Source organism: Parazoarcus communis, assembly GCF_003111645.1.
In the GTDB taxonomy this organism is placed as follows: domain Bacteria; phylum Pseudomonadota; class Gammaproteobacteria; order Burkholderiales; family Rhodocyclaceae; genus Parazoarcus; species Parazoarcus communis_A.
In genome coordinates this window covers 1,301,990-1,318,117 of the sequence record NZ_CP022187.1, presented here as the reverse complement: position 1 = coordinate 1,318,117, position 16,128 = coordinate 1,301,990, and the positions used below count along the sequence as shown (strand labels likewise).

The following is a 16,128-nucleotide window of genomic DNA, read 5'->3' as shown; positions in this document are numbered from 1 at the left end:
CGGAGCCAATATTGATGCCCCAGTCACAGAATCCGTTGAATAAATCTGCTGAAAAACCTGCAGAGAATAATCGTCAGGTCACACCTTTGTCCGTACTACAGCGTTTCCGCGTGCTGATCCGCACCGCACAGCGTCATTCTCAGTGGATTGAGCGTCAGAGTGGCGTAACCGGGGCCCAGCTTTGGGCCCTGCAGGAGCTGAGCGAGGCTCCAGGATTGCGGGTTGGCGAACTGGCCAACTGCATGGCACTGCATCAGTCGACTGCGTCGAACATGATTGACCGGCTCGAGACCGGCGGGTTGATCCGCAAGGAGCGTACGAGTGCAGACCAGCGCGTCGTGCGATTGTATCTGACGACTGAAGGTGAAGCACTGCTGGCAAGAGCGCCGTCACCCGCAAGAGGCATCCTGCCCGAAGCCCTGCGGCGGCTTGACGAAGACGATCTGCTCAGACTGCAGAACGAGCTCGATGGCTTGCTTCACAAGATCAAGGTTCTCGATGACGGTTTCGGCATGCAGCCGCTACCCTTCACCGAATAGCGAACACCCGGGCCGGCGGGTTTTCCGGCCACCCGTTTCGCACTTGTGCGGACAGCAGCTTGAGGGCGACCCCCGACGGGGTCGCCCCTTTTTTTTGCCCCCTTTCCTGCCCGCGTGTTCATGGCGGTTGTATGGTTTTTTGATCGACGTCAAAAATGACGCGCTTAGTCGGCACGGCAACCGATGTCTGCGGTAGAGTTCTTCGCTTGTTTCCCGCTATTGCGGGCTCATTTTTGCGGGGCATCCGGATCATGGCAGTTGAGCTATACAACGACGGCAGGCATGTATGCTTGGCCTTCTACGATCTTGTCGACGAAGAGGCCGACCACGCGGTGCAATGCAATCAGTTTCTGATCGTGGATGGAGACCATGGCGCCCTGATCGATCCGGGTGGCAACATGACCTACAACGGTTTGCTGATGGGCATGCAGCGCTATTTTCCGTCCCGCAATCTGGACTACATCCTGGCCTCGCATGCCGACCCGGACATCATCGCTTCGCTGAACAAGTGGATGGTCACCACGCGCTGTCGTGTGCTGATTTCCAAGCTGTGGGCGCGCTTCCTGCCGCACTTCACGACAGGACGGGATTACTCCGACCGCATTATCGGTATCCCCGACGAAGGCATGGTGGTGCCGCTGGGCGAGAGCAGGATCAAGGCCGTTCCCGCGCACTTCATGCACTCGGAAGGCAACTTCCAGTTCTACGATCCGGTCGCGAAGATTCTGTTTACCGGAGACATGGGCGCATCGCTCATCGATCACGACGTCGCACTGAAACCGGTGACGAACTTCGACGAGCACATCCCCTTCATGATCGGCTTTCATCGCCGCTACATGATTTCGAACAAGATCTGCCGCTTCTGGGTGAACATGGTGCGCCAGCTCGATGTCGAGATGATCGTGCCGCAGCACGGTGCGCGCTTCGAGGGCAAGGTGATGGTCAACCGCTTTCTTGACTGGATCGAGAACCTGCAGTGCGGCGTCGATATCATGACGCAGGACAACTATCGCGCACCCTGATGCGTCGGGCGCCTGCGCCGCTTCAGTGCTTCTTCGATAGCGATTGCATTGTCCGCGACAAACCGTCAAGCGTCATCGGAAACATCCGCCCGCCCACGAGCTGGCGGATCAGCTCGATGGACTTGCGGTAGTCCCACAGGCGCTCGGGCTCGGGGTTGAGCCAGGCTGCAGCCGGATAGGCATCGAGAAGGCGTCGCAGCCAGGTCGCGCCCGGTTCGGCGTTCATGTGTTCGATCGACCCGTGCTGGTGCACGATCTCGTACGGGCTCATGGTGGCGTCGCCGACGAATATCAGCTTGTAGTCGGGGCCGAAGCGGTGAATGACGTCCTGCAAGGGGATGCGTTCAGTGTGGCGGCGTGTGCTGTCGCGCCATACGGTTTCATAGACGCAGTTGTGAAAGTAGAAATATTCGAGGTGTTTGAACTCGCTGCGACAGGCTGAAAACAGCTCTTCGCAGACTTTGACGTGATCGTCCATCGAGCCGCCGATGTCGAGAAACAGCAGCACCTTCACTGCGTTGTGGCGCTCGGGACGCATCATCAGGTCGAGCCATCCCGCATTGCGTGCGGTGGCGGCGATGGTGCCGTCGAGATCCAGTTCCTCTGCTGCGCCTTCGCGGGCGAAGCGGCGCAGACGACGCAGGGCGACCTTGATGTTGCGCGTGCCGAGTTCGATGCTGTCGTCCAGGTTCCGGTATTCGCGCCGGTCCCACACCTTGACCGCGGTTCTGTTGCCGGCCGATTCGCCGCCGACACGAATGCCTTCGGGGTGCGTGCCGTTATTGCCGAATGGCGAGCTGCCGCCGGTCCCCACCCACTTCGACCCGCCCTGATGCCGGCCTTTCTGCTCTTCGAGACGTTTGCGGAAGGTCTCCATCAAGGCGTCCCATCCGAGTTTCTCGAGCCTGGCCTGCTCTTCGGGGGAGAGGTGCTTCTTCATCGCGGCTCGAAGCCACTCCTCGGGGAGGTCGACGTCGAGACCGGGCAGGGAGGAAACTTCCTGGAAGTAGGCCCCGAAGGCCTGGTCGAAGCGGTCGTAGAGTGCTTCGTCCTTGATCAGGCAGGTACGTGACCACAGGTAGAAATCGTCCAGAGAATGACCGCAGACGCCCTCGCGCAAGCCTTCGAGCAGGCTCAGAAACTCGCGGGTGGATACCGGGAGACGACTGGCCTTCAGGTGGAGAAAGAAATCGATCAGCATTACGCCCCGGCCTGCTGTATCTCCAGCGCCCAGGCGAGCGCTTGCAGATGGAACCCGGCAGCCTCCTCCGGGGTTGTCTGGCTGCGCTCGGCCGCGCTGCGGATTGCTTCGGCATCCGCACGTTCGCACGCCTGGGCCAGCATCAGTTGCGGTGCGTAGGGGCCCTCACTGCGCATGATGGCCGCTTCGATCTCGGATGCAACGGCGAGCGATGTCATCGCGCGCTCCATCGGCACCTTCAGCACGACGTCGATGAGCGACAGCAGTCCGGTCAGGAAGAGGGACTCGCGTTCAGCGGCGCTGAGCCTGGCGCCGCTCAGTTCCATCATCCGGGCGCGGACGAGCGCGGTCTCGAGAACGGCCGAAGCACGCCCTTCCTTGTCGTCCGTGCTGCACATCAGCAACATCACCCAGCGATAGAGCTTGTCGCGGCCGAGCAGAATCATCGCCCGCTCGATCGACGAAACGTGCTCGGACAGACCGTTCGCCGCAGAGTTGATGTATCGCAGCAGGCGCACCGCCAGTGCGGCGTCCTGCTTGAGAAGGGCGACGATCTCGTCGGTTTCCGCCTGCTTGCGCAGCTTGCCGGCCAGCATCGCCAGGCGTGCGAAATTGGGTCCCAGATGATGGTCCTGCCAGTCCTCACGGCTGGTGATGAAGGGGCCCTGGAAGAGGCTGGCACCGAGCTTGAAGCAAAAGTTGAAGTCTTCCAGACCCGGCAGTTCGCGCACCAGCAAGGTGGCCCGGGGAGCGTGTTCGACAACGCTTGCGGTCAGCGCCAGTGCCGCTTCGGCGGTGAGCTGCGGGGCACGGACGATGACGACGTCGGCTTCGGGCAGCAGCTCGGCAAAGCCCGGTTCGGATTCGGGGTCGGGGAGGCCGATGCGATATCCGATGGCTCGCAAATGGCGGACCGTCGCCAGCAGGGCATCGGGCGCAGGCGCGCCAGCATCGGGCAGGCGTGTCAGGACAAGAACCGTATTGGCCGCCGGCAGGTGCAGGATGCATTCGTGGTCAATGAAGGAGTCTGGGACGTCGATGAATGCCGACCGCGGCCCGAGCAGCTTGCCGATGTCGGCATGTACCAGACTGTTGACCAGCACTTCGGCGTAAAGGTGGTGAACCCGCCGGGAGCTGCTGCGGATGTGGTTGCGTGCCGCCTCCTGCAACAGGAACTGGTAGCCGGCGATCTTCTGCTTGCGGTTGAGCACCGCTTCGCGGCAGATGAAGGTGGCGCCGATCTCTTGTGCGGCTGCCGTGGCCTCGGCGGATGCTGGGGCCGGCGGGCCCGCACGCAGCGGCGCCCGGCGGTTGAGTTTCTCGAAGCCTGCGGCCTGAGTGACGGGCTGCGGAGCGGGGGTCGGTGCGCGGCGGCCGAAGAGCCAGTTCAGGAGGGTCTTGAACATGATTCTGATCTCAGCGGTTCTGGCGGGCCATATGGACGAGGCGTTCGAAGAGGTGCATGTCCTGTTCGTTCTTCAGCAGCGCGCCTGCGAGTGGCGGGACGATGGCCTTGTTGTCCTGTGAGCGCAGGGCTTCGGGCGGGATGTCCTCAGCCACCAGCAGCTTGAGCCAGTCGATGAGCTCGGATGTCGACGGCTTTTTCTTCAGGCCGGGTACATCGCGCAGGCCGAAGAAGACCTCCATGGCCTCGGTCAGCAGAGCCTTGCGGATGCCGGGGAAATGCACGTCAACAATCCGCTGCATGGTATCGCGGTCGGGAAAGCGGATGTAGTGGAAGAAGCACCTGCGCAGGAAGGCGTCGGGCAGTTCCTTCTCGTTGTTCGACGTGATGAAGACGATGGGTCGATGGCGCGCGCGAACGGTGTTGCGCGTTTCGTAGACATGAAACTCCATGCGGTCGAGCTCGCGCAGGAGATCGTTGGGAAATTCGATGTCGGCCTTGTCGACCTCGTCGATCAGCACGACCGTCGGGCTTTCAGCCTCGAAAGCCTGCCACAGCACCCCCTTCACGATGTAGTTGGCGATGTCCTTGACGCGATCGTCGCCGAGCTGGGAATCGCGCAGCCGCGAGACCGCATCGTATTCATAGAGACCCTGCTGGGCCTTGGTCGTGGATTTGATGTGCCACTGCAGCAAGGGCAGCCCGAGTGCCGTCGCCACCTCTTCGGCAAGCATGGTTTTTCCGGTGCCTGGCTCTCCCTTGATCAGAAGCGGGCGTTGCAGGCGAATGGCTGCATTGACCGCAAGCATCAGGTCGGGCGTGGCAACGTACTGCTCGCTGCCTTCGAAGCGAAGTTGGGACATCCGGGAATCCTCTGATTAATTTTTGTTGATTATAGGGCTAGGGTTCCCGATGAATCACGCATGACATAAAACCAGATGCAGGATTGCGCCGGATGGAAACGGCATGCAGTCCGAAAAAGTGCGGTTCAGCCTGCTTCCAACACAGAGGAGACACCATGCAGGGACGACATCTGCTTCTGGCTGCCATGATGGCAGCGTTGAGCACAGGAATACAGGCAGCAGGCGGGAGTGCCGAGGCTGGAAAGGAGAAGACCGCTGCCTGTATCGGCTGTCACGGCATACCGGGGTACAGGACGAGTTACCCCGAGGTCTACTCCGTGCCGAAGCTGGGCGGGCAGCATCCGGAGTACATCGTGCGCGCGCTCCAGGCCTACAAGGCGGGGGAGCGGAGCCACCAGAGCATGCAGGGCATTGCAGGTTCGCTCTCTGACCAGGACATGGCGGACCTCGCGGCCTACTACGGAGGTGAGCGATGAGTGCTCAAACACGACGTTGTCTGGTTCCGCTCGCGGTGCTCGGCCTGTTTTGCGGCGGTCTCGCGCATGGCGCCGACCCCCTCAAGGGCAAGGAGAAATCAACGGTGTGTGCCGCCTGTCACGGTGCGGATGGCAACAGTCAGACACCGGAGTTTCCGCGCATTGCCGGGCAGCACGAGGATTACCTGCTGCGCGCGCTGCTGGACTACAAGCGCGGCGACCGCAAGAACCCGATCATGGCGGCCCAGGTCGAGAACCTCGAGAAGCAGGATCTGGCCGATCTCGCTGCGTGGTATGCCAGCCAGAGCGGGCTGGTGCTCAAGCGTTAGCGCAGCGTCGAGGCGGGTGCGGGCACCGGCTCACACCAGGCCGGCCCGCCGCCGTACACAGGTCAGATAGGCCAGGCCGTCCGGTGGGGCGTTATTGCGCTGGGCGTTGAAAATGGTCTCGCCGAGGCATTCGAGCACGTCGTGAAGCGCATCGTGGCGATTGCCCCGCTGCGCGCAGGCGGCATCGAAGGCTGCGCGCAGCCCGGGGGGCTGGTCGATCGAGAGCTGTTCCTCGATCGCAAGGTGGAGCGACAGGTGCAGGAAGGGGTTGACCTGCCCGTCCTCTGGCGCGAAATCGCGATCAACGGCTTCCGGATCTTCTACCAGCGTGTGGTACTCGGGGTGGTTCTGCAGAATGTCGGCTGCAATGGTTTCGAGCGGGGTCAGCACCTCGCGCGCGGTGTGCTTGCGCCAGGCGTCGATGAAGAAGGTGCGAACCTGGTCACGTGAAGGATTGAACATGGGGACTCTCTGAGTTGGGGCGCGGCCGCATCAGGCCGTCTTGTCGCGGAATCCGCACAGATCCCGCACGATGCAGGCTTCGCAGGCGGGCTTGCGCGCGGTGCAGGTATAGCGTCCGTGAAGGATCAGCCAGTGGTGTGCATCGAGCAGATATTCTTTAGGGATGCGTTTCATCAGCGCATGCTCGACTTCCAGGACGTCCTTGCCCGGTGCGAGGCCGGTGCGGTTGGAGACACGGAAGATATGGGTGTCCACTGCCATTACAGGCTGGCGGAAAACGGTGTTGAGGACCACGTTGGCGGTCTTGCGTCCCACACCCGGCAGAGCTTCCAGCGCCTCGCGGCTCTGCGGCACTTCGCCGCCATGGCGCTCGAGCAGCAGACGCGACAGTGCAACCGTATTCTTAGCCTTGTTGCGGAACAGGCCGATGGTCTTGATGTGTTCGGCAACCTCTTCTTCGCCGAGCGTGATCATCGCTTCGGGTGTCGGCGCTGCCGCAAACAGGCGGCGGGTCGCGAGGTTTACGCTCTTGTCCGTCGCCTGCGCCGAGAGCACGACGGCGACCAGCAGCTGAAAGGGCGTCGCGTATTCGAGCTCGGTTTTCGGGTCCGGATTGGCGGCCGAGAGGCGATGGAAGAAGGCTTCGATGGCCTCGCGCTTCATCTTCGCCATGTTCAACCGGCCGCGGGCCTTGCTTCAGGGGTTGCGCTCTCAGCTTCGGCGGATGCAGCGGGCCGCATGCGGGCACGTGCGGCAAGCCGGGTGTTGATCGCGTTGTAGAGTGCAATCAGGCAGCCAAGCGCGAAGAATGCGCCCGGCGGCAGGATGGTGATCAGGAAGCCGGGGTAGTCGTCGCCGAAAATCACCAGTGCAGACGCATCGGGGAAGATCATCTCAATGCCCGAAAACAGCGTGCCGGTGCCGATCAGCTCGCGGATCCCGCCGAGAACGGCGAGCACCCACAGCAGGCCGAGCCCCATCAGCAGCCCGTCGATGGTTGAGGACAGGGCGTCGTTCTTGGCTGCAAAAGCCTCCACCCGGGCCAGCACGATGCAGTTGGTGACGATCAGCGGAATGAAGATGCCGAGCACGAGATAAAGACTGTGCAGCCAGGCGTTGAAGGCCAGGTCCACCACCGTGACGAGCGCGGCGATGATCAGGATGAACACGGGAATGCGGATCTCGTAGGGGATGAAGTTGCGCAGGCTCGCCACTGCGAGGTTGGCCAGCGCCATCACCAGGATGGTGGCCAGTCCGAGGCTGACCGCATTGACCATATTCGTGCTGATGGCAAGAATCGGGCAGAGGCCGAGCAACTGGGCCAGGCCCGGGTTCTGTTTCCACAGGCCGTTGAAGGCACTTTCGCGAAATGTCTGCATGTTCATGGCAATGCCTCTTTTACAGCTTGCTGCCCGACTCGGCGGAGAACAGTGCATCCGCCCGCTCGACGCCGAACGCGACGGCGCGGGCAATCGCGCCGGTCATGGCCCGGGCACTGATGGTTGCGCCCGTGTGAAAGTCGAAGGTGCCGCCGTCCTTGCGAACAGCCCACTTTGCGCGATCGACCTCGGACCAGCGTACGCCTTCGAATTGGCTGATCCAGGGCTGCTTCTTGTTGCGGTCCTTTTTCGGATCGATGTAGTCCCCGAGTCCCGGCGTTTCCTTGTGGTTTGTCACCCGCACGCCAATGACGGTTCCATCCCCGCGCAGGGCAACGATGAAGGCGATACGGCCTGCGTAGCCATCGCCGGCCGCGGCTTCGAGGATCATGGCCACGGGCTCGCCCGATTTGCGCGCGCGCCATACGCGTTTGACATCGTCGGGCCCGAGCGCCTGTGCGCCGGCGACCGTGATCACATCGGCGAGCAGATCGTTATCGTAACTGTCGGGTGGCAGGACCTCGTTGATGAGGCGCATCTGCTCTTCCTGAACCGAGGCCTCAATGGCGGGGCGGGTCGTGTCGTAGGTGAAAGCCATCACCGCGGTAAACACCACGGTGAAGATGATCATGATCGCTGCGGTTCGCAGCGACGTTCGCATGGCGGAATACTTGTTGCTCACGAGTTCGGCCCTCCGCGATGGCCGAAGACCGCGGGCTGGGTCTTCATGTCGATCAGGGGAACGCAGATGTTCATCAGCAGCACGGCAAAGGCGATGCCTTCCGGGTAGGCGCCGAAGGCGCGGATCAGATAGGCGATCAGTCCGATGCCTGCTGCAAAGATGAGCTTGCCGCGCGGCGTGGTCGCGCCTGATACCGGGTCGGTGACGATGAAGAACGCGGCCAGCATGGCCCCCCCGGTGGCGAGGTGGAACAGGGGCGAGGCGAACTGATCGGGGTGAAACAGCCAGAACACGCCGGACGTGACCGCCAGGCCGGCAAGAAAGCCGGTGGGCAGGTGCCAGGTGATGGTGCGGGTCAGCAGCAGGAACAGTCCGCCGAGCAGATAGCCACCGGCAATCCACTCCCAGCCACGTCCGCCGAGCAGGCCGTAGGTGCTGGTTTGCAGCAGCTCGCCCACGTTGGTGTCGCCGCGCAGGCCTGTGCGCAGGGTATCGAGCGCCGTTGCGCCGGTCACCGCGTCAAGCTCGCGCAGTCCGCCGAGAATGAGGTGAAGCTGGGTGTCGAAGCTCACCGCACCGGAAACCGGCCATTGCGACATCAGTGACGGGTAGGCCACGATCATCGTGCAGTAGGCGGCCATTGCCGGGTTGAAGGGGTTCTGTCCGAGGCCGCCGTAAAGGTGTTTCACCGCAACGATGGCAACGAGCACGGCAAACACGGTGAGCCACCATGGCACGATGGGCGGAAACGCGAGCGCCACCAGCCATGCGGTGACGACGGCAGAGAGGTCGGTTGCGGCCAGCATGACCGGGCGCTTGCGCAGGCTGAGCATCAGCACTTCGGCGGCGACCGCAGTGACCGACGCGATGGCCAGATTGACCAGGATGCCGGCGCCGATCTGCCACACGTAGGCGGCGATGCCGGGTATGAGCGCGAGCAGCACGTTGAGCATGACGCGCTGGACGCTCGCCGGTTTGCGGATGTAGGGAGAGTGGATCATCGGCTCAGGAGGTGGATTCGGGTGAGCGTTCGGATGGGGGCTCACCGGCAGGCGCAGCAGGATCGACCAGTGCAGCCTTGATCCGGCGCGCATCGATTTCGGCGATTTCTTTTTCGGTGTCCGGGCTCAGCGCTTCGGTGTTGCGCGCCTGCACGGCCTCCTTCTGCGCCTTGGCACGTGCCAGCGCGGCGGCGATCAGGGCCTTCTTGGGGTCTTCCTCGCCACTTGACGCGGCTGCGGCTGCGGGAGCGGGAGCGGTCGCATCCTTGTCCGCCAGCTTTGCACGGGTTTCCGCAGCCTTGGCCGCGAGCTTGGCGGCTTTCTCTTCCTTTTCGCGTTCCTGCCGGAAATTGCGGAACTCGAATCGGTCGCGAGCCTGGTCTGCCGCGGATTTTTCACGCTCGCGAGCCCAGATTTCGCTCTTGGCAAAGCGGTAGTAATCGACCAGCGGAATGTGGGACGGGCACACGTAGCTGCAGCAGCCGCATTCGATGCAGTCGAACAGGTTGTATTCCTGGGCCTTGCCGAAGTTGTGGGCGCGGCTGAACCAGTAGAGTTCGAAGGGCTGCAGTTCGGCCGGGCAGGCCCGCGCGCACTCGCCGCAGCGGATGCAGGGCTGCTCGGGCGGCGGTGGCGGAAACAGCGCAGGCGAGGCCGAAATGATGCAGTTCGTGCCCTTGACCACCGGCACGTCGAGGCGCGGCAGTGCGAAACCCATCATCGGGCCACCCATCAGGGTGCGGTCGGTATCGGGTTTGGGTTCGCACAGCGTGAGCAGGTGCGAAATCGGTGTGCCGATCAGCACCTCGTAGTTGCCGGGACGGGCGACATTGCCAGTGAGGGTGAGCACACGGGACACCAGCGGTTCGCCGTGAGCAAGTGCCCGGTATACCGCATGTGCGGTACCGACGTTGAAGCACTGGACGCCGAACTCTGCGCCGAGCTTGCCGTAGGGAATCTCGACGCCGGTGAGGACACGGATCAGCTGCTTTTCGCCGCCTGCCGGGTAGAGCGAAGGAATCGCGATCACCGCCACGTCGCCTTCGACGCTGCCTGCCGCAGCCTGCATTGCGGCGATGGCTTCGGGCTTGTTGTCCTCGATTCCGATCACGAGACGGCGTGCGCCGATGAGTTCGCGCAGGATGGTGGCGCCGGCGAGGATGTCGGCAGCGCGCTCGCGCATCAGCCTGTCGTCGCAGGTAATCCAGGGTTCGCACTCTGCGCCGTTGAGGATCAGGGTGTCGATGCCGCTGCCACGGCCGAGCTTGACGTGGCTGGGAAAGGTGGCACCACCGAGCCCGACGATGCCGCAGTCGCGCAGCTGTGCAAGCGTCTGTTCCCGTGTTGCTCCGTGGTAGTCGAAGGGCTGATGGTCTGCCCAGCGATCCTCGCCGTCGGGCTCGATCACCACGCAGCGCGTGTTCAGACCCGACGGGTGGGCCAGCGGATACAGCCCGAACTCCACGACGGTACCTGAGGTCGGCGCGTGCACTGCGGTGCCGAGCGTGCCTTCGGCTTCGCCGATCCGCTCACCCTTGAGCACGTGCTGGCCCGGACTGACGATGCAGCGCGCGGTTGCACGCGTGCTCTGACGCAGCGGAACGATCAGGTGGGCCGGCATCGGCGCCGCCTGGATGGAGGCGTTTGCCGATTCGTTCTTGTGCGCGTCGGGCTTGACCCCGCCGCGGAAATTGAAGAGGCGCGCGATCATGCGGATTTCCTGAGTTCGATGACCGGATACTTCCATTTCCAGGTCTGCACCGTGTCGGGCACCTGCACCATGGTGATGCAGTCGACAGGGCAGGGCGCAAGACAGAGTTCGCAGCCGGTGCACAGGGGCTCGACGACCGTATGCATCTGCTTGGCGGCGCCAACGATGGCGTCCACCGGGCAGGCCTGAATGCACAGCGTGCAGCCGATGCAGGTCTGTTCGTCGATCAGGGCCACGGATTTGGGCTTTTCCACGCCATGCTCTTCGGAGAGCGGCTTGAACTCGCGCCCGAGCAGGTCGGCGAGCTTGCGGATGCCCTCTTCACCGCCGGGGGGGCACTGGTTGATGTCGGCCTCGCCCTTCGCGATGGCTTCGGCATAGGGCTTGCATCCCGGATAGCTGCACTGGCCGCACTGTGTCTGCGGCAGGATGGCATCGATTTTCTCGACCAGGGGGTCGCCTTCCACCTTGAAGCGGATGGCGGCATAGCCCAGTGCTGCGCCGAGCACCAGGGCGATCCCGGTCATGATGAGTAGGGCAGAGAGCATTCGGTTTCAGTCGATCAGTGGGTGCGAGCGTAGTCCGCTGCGCGCTGCGCGGACTTGCGCCGGATCAGGAATGTGTTTCGTCGTGGGTGAAGTGGCGACCCGCATCAGTGAAAACGGTCCAGTCCGGCGAAGCCCATGAAGGCCAGGCTCATGAAGCCTGCGGTGATCATGGCGATCGCGGTGCCCTTGAACGGCTGCGGAACATCGGCGCCGTCGAGACGTTCACGGATGCCTGCAAACAGCACCAGGGCCAGGGTGAAGCCGATCGAGGAGCCGAAACCGAACAGCAGCGACTCGAGCAGGTTGTGACGCAGACCGACGTTGAGCAGCGGAACGCCCAGCACGGCACAGTTGGTGGTGATCAGCGGCAGGTAGATCCCGAGCACCTGGTGCAGCAGGGGACTCGTCTTCTGGATGACGAGTTCGGTCAGCTGGACGATTGCGGCAATCACCACGATGAAGGACAGCGTGCGCAGGTAGGCGAGATCGTTCGGTACCAGAAGGTAGTGATCGATCAGGTAGCTGGAACCTGCGCCCAGTGTAAGGACGAAGGTGGTGGCCGCACCCATGCCAACCGCAGTTTCGAGTTTCTTGGAGACGCCCATGAACGGGCACAGGCCGAGAATACGGACGAAAACCACGTTGTTGACCAGAACTGCGCCGATGACAACGAAAATATAACTGCTCATGATCCGATGGCCGGGATTAACCGCTGGATTATCCCCTTGAGCACCGGGCCACTCAAGCCCGGACGCGTTATAGCTTTATGCATTTAAGTGCGTTAGCGCCTCAGGCACATGCTCGCACGCATTCGCGCACGAGTTCGGGGCCGCGATAGACCAGTCCGCTATAGAGCTGAACCAGGCTCGCACCGGCGTCGATCTTTGCCTTGGCGCCACGGCCGTCGAGCACGCCGCCGGCAGCGATGATCGGCAACTCGCCGCCTAGCGCCTGGGCCAGCTGGCGCACGACAGCGGTCGACGCTTCGAACACGGGCGCACCCGACAGACCGCCCTGCTGTTCGCCGTAGCGCACGCCCTGGACCTTGTCGCGCGCGATGGTGGTGTTGGTGGCAATCACGCCGTCGATGCGATGGCGGCGCAGTGCGTCGGCGATGTTGATGACCTGCTCGGGTTCGAGGTCGGGGGCAATCTTCAGCGTCAGCGGAACGTAGCGGCCGTGGGTGTCGGCCAGGCGGGTCTGCGCGGTTTTGAGCTTGCCGAGCAGGTCGTCGAGTTCCGATTCACCCTGCAGCTGTCGCAGGTTCTTGGTGTTGGGCGACGAAATATTGACGGTGACGTAGCTTGCGTGCCGATAGACCTTGTCGAGGCAGATCAGGTAGTCGTCCGCAGCGTTCTCCATCGGCGTATCGAAGTTCTTGCCGATGTTGATGCCGAGAATGCCCTTGAACTTGACCCTGCTGACGTTGGCAACCAGTGCGTCGACGCCGTGGTTGTTGAAACCCATGCGGTTGATGATGCCGCGTACTTCGGGCAGGCGGAACATTCGCGGACGCGGATTGCCCGGCTGCGGGCGCGGTGTGATGGTGCCGATCTCGATGAAGCCGAAGCCCATCAGGGCGAGTCCGTCGATGGCTTCGCCATTCTTGTCCAGACCGGCAGCGAGGCCGATGCGGTTGGGGAAGTTCAGGCCCATCACTTCGACGGCGTCGGACGCGGCCGGCTTGCCGGCAGGCAGGATGCGGCCGGCGAGGTTGAGCGAAGCGAGCGTGAACTCGTGGGCGGTTTCCGCGTCAAGCGAAAACAGGAGCGGGCGGGCGATGTTGTAGAGCATGGGGCCGGATTGTAACGATTCGGCCGGTGCGAAGCGATGCGGCTGTCCGCAATGTTTCAGCGCAGCGCCTATGCCTCGACCTCAAGCGGGCCCCATTCCCCGCGCCGATAGGCTTCAATCGGGCGAAAGCGCGCCTTGTAGGCCATTTTCCGGCTCTCGGCAATCCAGTAGCCGAGATACAGATAGGGCAGGCGAAGGCGGCGGCAGACTTCGATCTGCCACAGGATGCCGTAGGTACCGAACGCGCAGCGCTCCGCGTCCGGATCGTAAAAGGTGTAGACGCTGGACAGGCCGTCGGTCAGGCGGTCGATGACGCTCACCATGCACAGCTTGCCTTCGTCGCGGAATTCGATGATCCGGGTATCGACATGGCTTTGCAGCAGGAAGTGCGTGTACTGCTCCCGATTGTCCAGATCCATGCCGCCGCCCGCATGGCGCGAAGCCTGGTAGCGCTGATACAGCCGGTAGTGCTCTTCGGAAAACTCAAGCCCGCACTCATTGGTTTCGAGGCCGGCGTGACGGGACCAGGCACGGCGCTGGCTGCGGTCTGGGGTGAAGCGGTTGACGGCGATTCGCACCGGCACGCAGGACTGGCAGTGATCACAGTGCGGGCGGTAGGTGAACAGCCCGCTGCGACGAAAACCCCTGCGAACGAGGTCGCTGTACACCTGAGGATCGATCAGGTGACCGGGCGTGGCCACCTGCGAGCGCGCGACGCGGTCGGGCAGATAGGAGCAGGCATAGGGCGCTGTCGCATAAAACTGGATCAGGGCGTAGGGGTAGTCCTGTTGCATAGATGTGCGCCTGCGGCTCCTCCTGCAGCGTTATGGTTCCATTCGATTCCTTGCAGCGGCCCGGATGACCATTGTCCCGGTGGCTCGCCTTCCCGTGACCATCGTTCCAGGCCTGCCGCGAACTCGCTGCGACGAATCTCACGTGCCCCCATGGAAAGCAGGTGAGGCGTTGTCATCTGGCAATCTATCACGGCGAAATCGCGCTGTTCAAGCACGCGGGCGAGGTGTGCGAGGGCCACTTTCGAGGCGTCCGTCTCGCGCGAAAACATCGACTCGCCGAAAAATGCGCGCCCGACCGCCATGCCGTAGAGCCCGCCCACGAGTTTGCCATCGCGCCAGCATTCCACGCTGTGGGCATAGCCGAGTTCGTGCATGCGGCAGTAGGCGGCCTGGATGTCGGGTGTGATCCAGGTTCCGCCCTCAGGTTCCCGGGGCGCTGCGCATTCGGCCATCACGGCAGCGAACGCGGTGTCGATCCGGACCTCGAACCGCCGCTGGCGCAGCACCTTGAGCAGTGAGCGTCGAATCCTGATGTGCGCAGGCGCCAGGACCAGGCGCGGATCGGGGCTCCACCACAGGATGGGTTCGCCGTGGCTGAACCAGGGGAAAATGCCTCTGTGGTACGCAGCCAGCAGCCACTCGGGCGTCAGCGCTCCGCCGGCCGCAAGCAGGCCGTTCGGTTCGACGAGCGCGGAGTCAAGCGGCGGAAATGCCGGTGCGCCGGCCAGCCATGGAATCATCCCGGGAGCTGAACGAGTTGCAGGGTGCCTGCGCCGGCCTCGCTGCCCCTGAAGGTCACGACGTGGTCCACATCCAGGCGGATGCCGATGCGCTCCCCGATGGCGTGGTTGTGGTGACTGGGTACCAGCGAGAGCACTTTCGCCCCGCTGGCGAGCTTCAGGGTGTACAGGATGTCCGCGCCGCGAAAGGCCTTGTGCACCACCTCGCCGCGCATCGGGCTGGCGTCGTCATGCACGACATCGTCGGGGCGCAGCAATACGTCGAGGCTGCAGTTGCGTTCGCAGTTGTCGCAACTGGTCGTGCATTCGATGGGCACGTCGCTGCGCAGGGTGCCGATTTCGACCTGTACCCGGCCGTCGTTGAGCACCATGCCGGGCAGAAACACGCCCTGGCCGATGAAGTCGGCGACAAAGCGATTCTGCGGGCGGTGATAAAGATTGTAGGGGGTGTCCCACTGCTGGATCCGGCCCTCGTGCATGATGCCGATCTCATCGGCGACCGCAAATGCCTCATGCTGGTCATGGGTCACGAGAATCGCTGTCGTCCCGGTGGCCTTGATGATGTCGCGCACCTCGTGCGAAAGACGCTCGCGCAGCTCCACGTCGAGGTTGGAGAAGGGCTCGTCGAGCAGCAGCAGGCTCGGCGCCGGTGCGAGTGCGCGTGCAAGGGCGACGCGCTGTTGCTGACCGCCCGACATCTCGTGCGGATACTTGTTGCCCTGTGTGCCGAGCCCGACCAGTGCCAGCAATTCGTCCACCCGGTCGCGCTTTTCGTCGCGTCCGCGGTCACGCAGGCCGAAGGCGATGTTCTCGGCGACCGTGAGGTGGGGGAAGAGGGCGTAGTCCTGGAATACCATGCCAACGCGCCGGCGCTCGGGGGCGAGGTTGTAGCCCTTGCGACTCACGACCGCCCCGTCGAGCAGGATTTCACCCGCAGACACCGGTTCGAAGCCGGCGATGCACCTGAGCACCGTGGTCTTGCCGCAGCCGGACGGGCCCAGCAGGCAGCCGATGCTGCCTTTTTCGAGGCTGAGCGACAGACTTTTGACAACACGGTTGCCGGCGTATGCCAGATCGATGTCGACGAGTTGCAGAAGGGACATGATTTAACGGTCCAGTGCAGGTTGTGGGATTATTGCATTGCAGCGATCGAAATGCGATCAATTATAATTTACTTGTAAG

General features: G+C 63.0%; 19 protein-coding genes. 4 read left to right on the top strand and 15 right to left on the bottom strand.

The annotated features are described in order from the left end of the window. Positions 1-14 precede the first annotated feature (14 nt). Entirely contained in the window at positions 15-539 is a 525-nt protein-coding gene (locus tag CEW83_RS06055) for a MarR family winged helix-turn-helix transcriptional regulator (RefSeq protein ID WP_108948540.1), read from the top strand. 251 nt (positions 540-790) lie between these two features. Continuing rightward, positions 791-1,561 (top strand): MBL fold metallo-hydrolase, encoded by a 771-nt coding sequence (locus CEW83_RS06050; RefSeq protein WP_108948539.1) that lies wholly within the window; start codon positions 791-793, stop codon positions 1,559-1,561. A 22-nt stretch (positions 1,562-1,583) separates the two neighbouring features. On the opposite strand, the gene CEW83_RS06045 is transcribed toward CEW83_RS06050, so the two are convergent. The 3 genes from CEW83_RS06045 to CEW83_RS06035 are packed head-to-tail and all read right to left on the bottom strand — an operon-like array spanning position 1,584 to position 5,030. After that, on the bottom strand, positions 1,584-2,762 hold the full coding sequence (locus CEW83_RS06045) for a vWA domain-containing protein (RefSeq protein WP_108948538.1): 1,179 nt from the start codon (positions 2,760-2,762) through the stop codon (positions 1,584-1,586). Further along, positions 2,762-4,168 (bottom strand): EAL and HDOD domain-containing protein, encoded by a 1,407-nt coding sequence (locus CEW83_RS06040; protein WP_108948537.1) that lies wholly within the window; start codon positions 4,166-4,168, stop codon positions 2,762-2,764. The genes CEW83_RS06045 and CEW83_RS06040 overlap by 1 nt, the downstream gene beginning before the upstream one ends. Positions 4,169-4,178: 10 nt before the next feature. Further along, positions 4,179-5,030: an AAA family ATPase gene (locus CEW83_RS06035; RefSeq protein WP_108948536.1), complete on the bottom strand. Its 852-nt coding sequence runs from the start codon at positions 5,028-5,030 to the stop codon at positions 4,179-4,181. Between the two features lie 155 nt (positions 5,031-5,185). On the opposite strand from CEW83_RS06035, the gene CEW83_RS06030 reads away from it, so the two are divergent. Together CEW83_RS06030 and CEW83_RS06025 are read left to right on the top strand one after the other, a co-directional pair. Further along, positions 5,186-5,506 (top strand): c-type cytochrome, encoded by a 321-nt coding sequence (locus CEW83_RS06030; protein WP_108948535.1) that lies wholly within the window; start codon positions 5,186-5,188, stop codon positions 5,504-5,506. Beyond that, a complete protein-coding gene (locus CEW83_RS06025) occupies positions 5,503-5,835 on the top strand; it encodes a c-type cytochrome (protein WP_108948534.1) in 333 nt (110 codons plus the stop codon). Before CEW83_RS06030 ends, CEW83_RS06025 begins: the two co-directional genes overlap by 4 nt. Before the next feature lie 30 nt (positions 5,836-5,865). Here CEW83_RS06025 and CEW83_RS06020 read toward each other — a convergent pair whose 3' ends face one another. The 12 genes from CEW83_RS06020 to CEW83_RS05965 form a co-directional block, all read right to left on the bottom strand. Next, positions 5,866-6,297 (bottom strand): DUF1841 family protein, encoded by a 432-nt coding sequence (locus CEW83_RS06020; RefSeq protein ID WP_108948533.1) that lies wholly within the window; start codon positions 6,295-6,297, stop codon positions 5,866-5,868. Positions 6,298-6,327: 30 nt separating this feature from the next. Then, positions 6,328-6,960 carry an endonuclease III gene (gene nth / locus CEW83_RS06015; RefSeq protein ID WP_108951233.1) on the bottom strand — a complete coding sequence of 211 codons (633 nt, stop codon included), beginning with the start codon at positions 6,958-6,960 and terminating at the stop codon, positions 6,328-6,330. An 11-nt stretch (positions 6,961-6,971) separates the two neighbouring features. Then, positions 6,972-7,682 (bottom strand): electron transport complex subunit E, encoded by a 711-nt coding sequence (locus tag CEW83_RS06010; protein WP_108948532.1) that lies wholly within the window; start codon positions 7,680-7,682, stop codon positions 6,972-6,974. 13 nt (positions 7,683-7,695) lie between these two features. Beyond that, on the bottom strand, positions 7,696-8,358 hold the full coding sequence (gene rsxG / locus CEW83_RS06005) for an electron transport complex subunit RsxG (RefSeq protein ID WP_108948531.1): 663 nt from the start codon (positions 8,356-8,358) through the stop codon (positions 7,696-7,698). After that, positions 8,355-9,359: an RnfABCDGE type electron transport complex subunit D gene (locus tag CEW83_RS06000; protein WP_108948530.1), complete on the bottom strand. Its 1,005-nt coding sequence runs from the start codon at positions 9,357-9,359 to the stop codon at positions 8,355-8,357. Before CEW83_RS06000 ends, rsxG begins: the two co-directional genes overlap by 4 nt. A gap of 4 nt (positions 9,360-9,363) precedes the next feature. Continuing rightward, on the bottom strand, positions 9,364-11,070 hold the full coding sequence (rsxC, locus tag CEW83_RS05995; RefSeq protein WP_108948529.1) for an electron transport complex subunit RsxC: 1,707 nt from the start codon (positions 11,068-11,070) through the stop codon (positions 9,364-9,366). Next, on the bottom strand, positions 11,067-11,618 hold the full coding sequence (gene rsxB, locus CEW83_RS05990; RefSeq protein ID WP_108948528.1) for an electron transport complex subunit RsxB: 552 nt from the start codon (positions 11,616-11,618) through the stop codon (positions 11,067-11,069). The genes rsxC and rsxB overlap by 4 nt, the downstream gene beginning before the upstream one ends. A 104-nt stretch (positions 11,619-11,722) precedes the next feature. Further along, positions 11,723-12,307 carry an electron transport complex subunit RsxA gene (gene rsxA / locus CEW83_RS05985; RefSeq protein WP_108948527.1) on the bottom strand — a complete coding sequence of 195 codons (585 nt, stop codon included), beginning with the start codon at positions 12,305-12,307 and terminating at the stop codon, positions 11,723-11,725. Positions 12,308-12,407: 100 nt separating this feature from the next. Beyond that, entirely contained in the window at positions 12,408-13,412 is a 1,005-nt protein-coding gene (locus tag CEW83_RS05980) for a quinone-dependent dihydroorotate dehydrogenase (protein WP_108948526.1), read from the bottom strand. Positions 13,413-13,480: 68 nt separating this feature from the next. Then, on the bottom strand, positions 13,481-14,206 hold the full coding sequence (locus CEW83_RS05975; protein WP_108948525.1) for an arginyltransferase: 726 nt from the start codon (positions 14,204-14,206) through the stop codon (positions 13,481-13,483). Further along, positions 14,179-14,946 (bottom strand): leucyl/phenylalanyl-tRNA--protein transferase, encoded by a 768-nt coding sequence (aat, locus tag CEW83_RS05970; protein ID WP_108948524.1) that lies wholly within the window; start codon positions 14,944-14,946, stop codon positions 14,179-14,181. Before aat ends, CEW83_RS05975 begins: the two co-directional genes overlap by 28 nt. Next, the gene (locus CEW83_RS05965; protein ID WP_108948523.1) at positions 14,943-16,049 is read right to left on the bottom strand and encodes an ABC transporter ATP-binding protein; all 1,107 of its coding nucleotides are present in this window, start codon (positions 16,047-16,049) and stop codon (positions 14,943-14,945) included. The genes aat and CEW83_RS05965 overlap by 4 nt, the downstream gene beginning before the upstream one ends. Positions 16,050-16,128 lie beyond the last annotated feature (79 nt).

What these genes read in the sequence shown, in the direction of transcription:
- CEW83_RS06035 (WP_108948536.1), bottom strand. Translation starts at nt 5,030, where the DNA reads ATGTCCCAACTTCGCTTCGAAGGCAGCGAGCAGTACGTTGCCACGCCC.
- CEW83_RS06000 (WP_108948530.1), bottom strand. Translation starts at nt 9,359, where the DNA reads ATGATCCACTCTCCCTACATCCGCAAACCGGCGAGCGTCCAGCGCGTC.
- rsxB (WP_108948528.1), bottom strand. Translation starts at nt 11,618, where the DNA reads ATGCTCTCTGCCCTACTCATCATGACCGGGATCGCCCTGGTGCTCGGC.
- rsxA (WP_108948527.1), bottom strand. Translation starts at nt 12,307, where the DNA reads ATGAGCAGTTATATTTTCGTTGTCATCGGCGCAGTTCTGGTCAACAAC.
- nth (WP_108951233.1), bottom strand. Translation starts at nt 6,960, where the DNA reads ATGAAGCGCGAGGCCATCGAAGCCTTCTTCCATCGCCTCTCGGCCGCC.
- CEW83_RS05975 (WP_108948525.1), bottom strand. Translation starts at nt 14,206, where the DNA reads ATGCAACAGGACTACCCCTACGCCCTGATCCAGTTTTATGCGACAGCG.
- CEW83_RS06010 (WP_108948532.1), bottom strand. Translation starts at nt 7,682, where the DNA reads ATGAACATGCAGACATTTCGCGAAAGTGCCTTCAACGGCCTGTGGAAA.
- CEW83_RS06045 (WP_108948538.1), bottom strand. Translation starts at nt 2,762, where the DNA reads ATGCTGATCGATTTCTTTCTCCACCTGAAGGCCAGTCGTCTCCCGGTA.
- CEW83_RS06020 (WP_108948533.1), bottom strand. Translation starts at nt 6,297, where the DNA reads ATGTTCAATCCTTCACGTGACCAGGTTCGCACCTTCTTCATCGACGCC.
- rsxC (WP_108948529.1), bottom strand. Translation starts at nt 11,070, where the DNA reads ATGATCGCGCGCCTCTTCAATTTCCGCGGCGGGGTCAAGCCCGACGCG.
- CEW83_RS06040 (WP_108948537.1), bottom strand. Translation starts at nt 4,168, where the DNA reads ATGTTCAAGACCCTCCTGAACTGGCTCTTCGGCCGCCGCGCACCGACC.
- CEW83_RS05980 (WP_108948526.1), bottom strand. Translation starts at nt 13,412, where the DNA reads ATGCTCTACAACATCGCCCGCCCGCTCCTGTTTTCGCTTGACGCGGAA.
- CEW83_RS06050 (WP_108948539.1), top strand. Translation starts at nt 791, where the DNA reads ATGGCAGTTGAGCTATACAACGACGGCAGGCATGTATGCTTGGCCTTC.
- CEW83_RS06025 (WP_108948534.1), top strand. Translation starts at nt 5,503, where the DNA reads ATGAGTGCTCAAACACGACGTTGTCTGGTTCCGCTCGCGGTGCTCGGC.
- CEW83_RS06055 (WP_108948540.1), top strand. Translation starts at nt 15, where the DNA reads ATGCCCCAGTCACAGAATCCGTTGAATAAATCTGCTGAAAAACCTGCA.
- CEW83_RS05965 (WP_108948523.1), bottom strand. Translation starts at nt 16,049, where the DNA reads ATGTCCCTTCTGCAACTCGTCGACATCGATCTGGCATACGCCGGCAAC.
- CEW83_RS06030 (WP_108948535.1), top strand. Translation starts at nt 5,186, where the DNA reads ATGCAGGGACGACATCTGCTTCTGGCTGCCATGATGGCAGCGTTGAGC.
- aat (WP_108948524.1), bottom strand. Translation starts at nt 14,946, where the DNA reads ATGATTCCATGGCTGGCCGGCGCACCGGCATTTCCGCCGCTTGACTCC.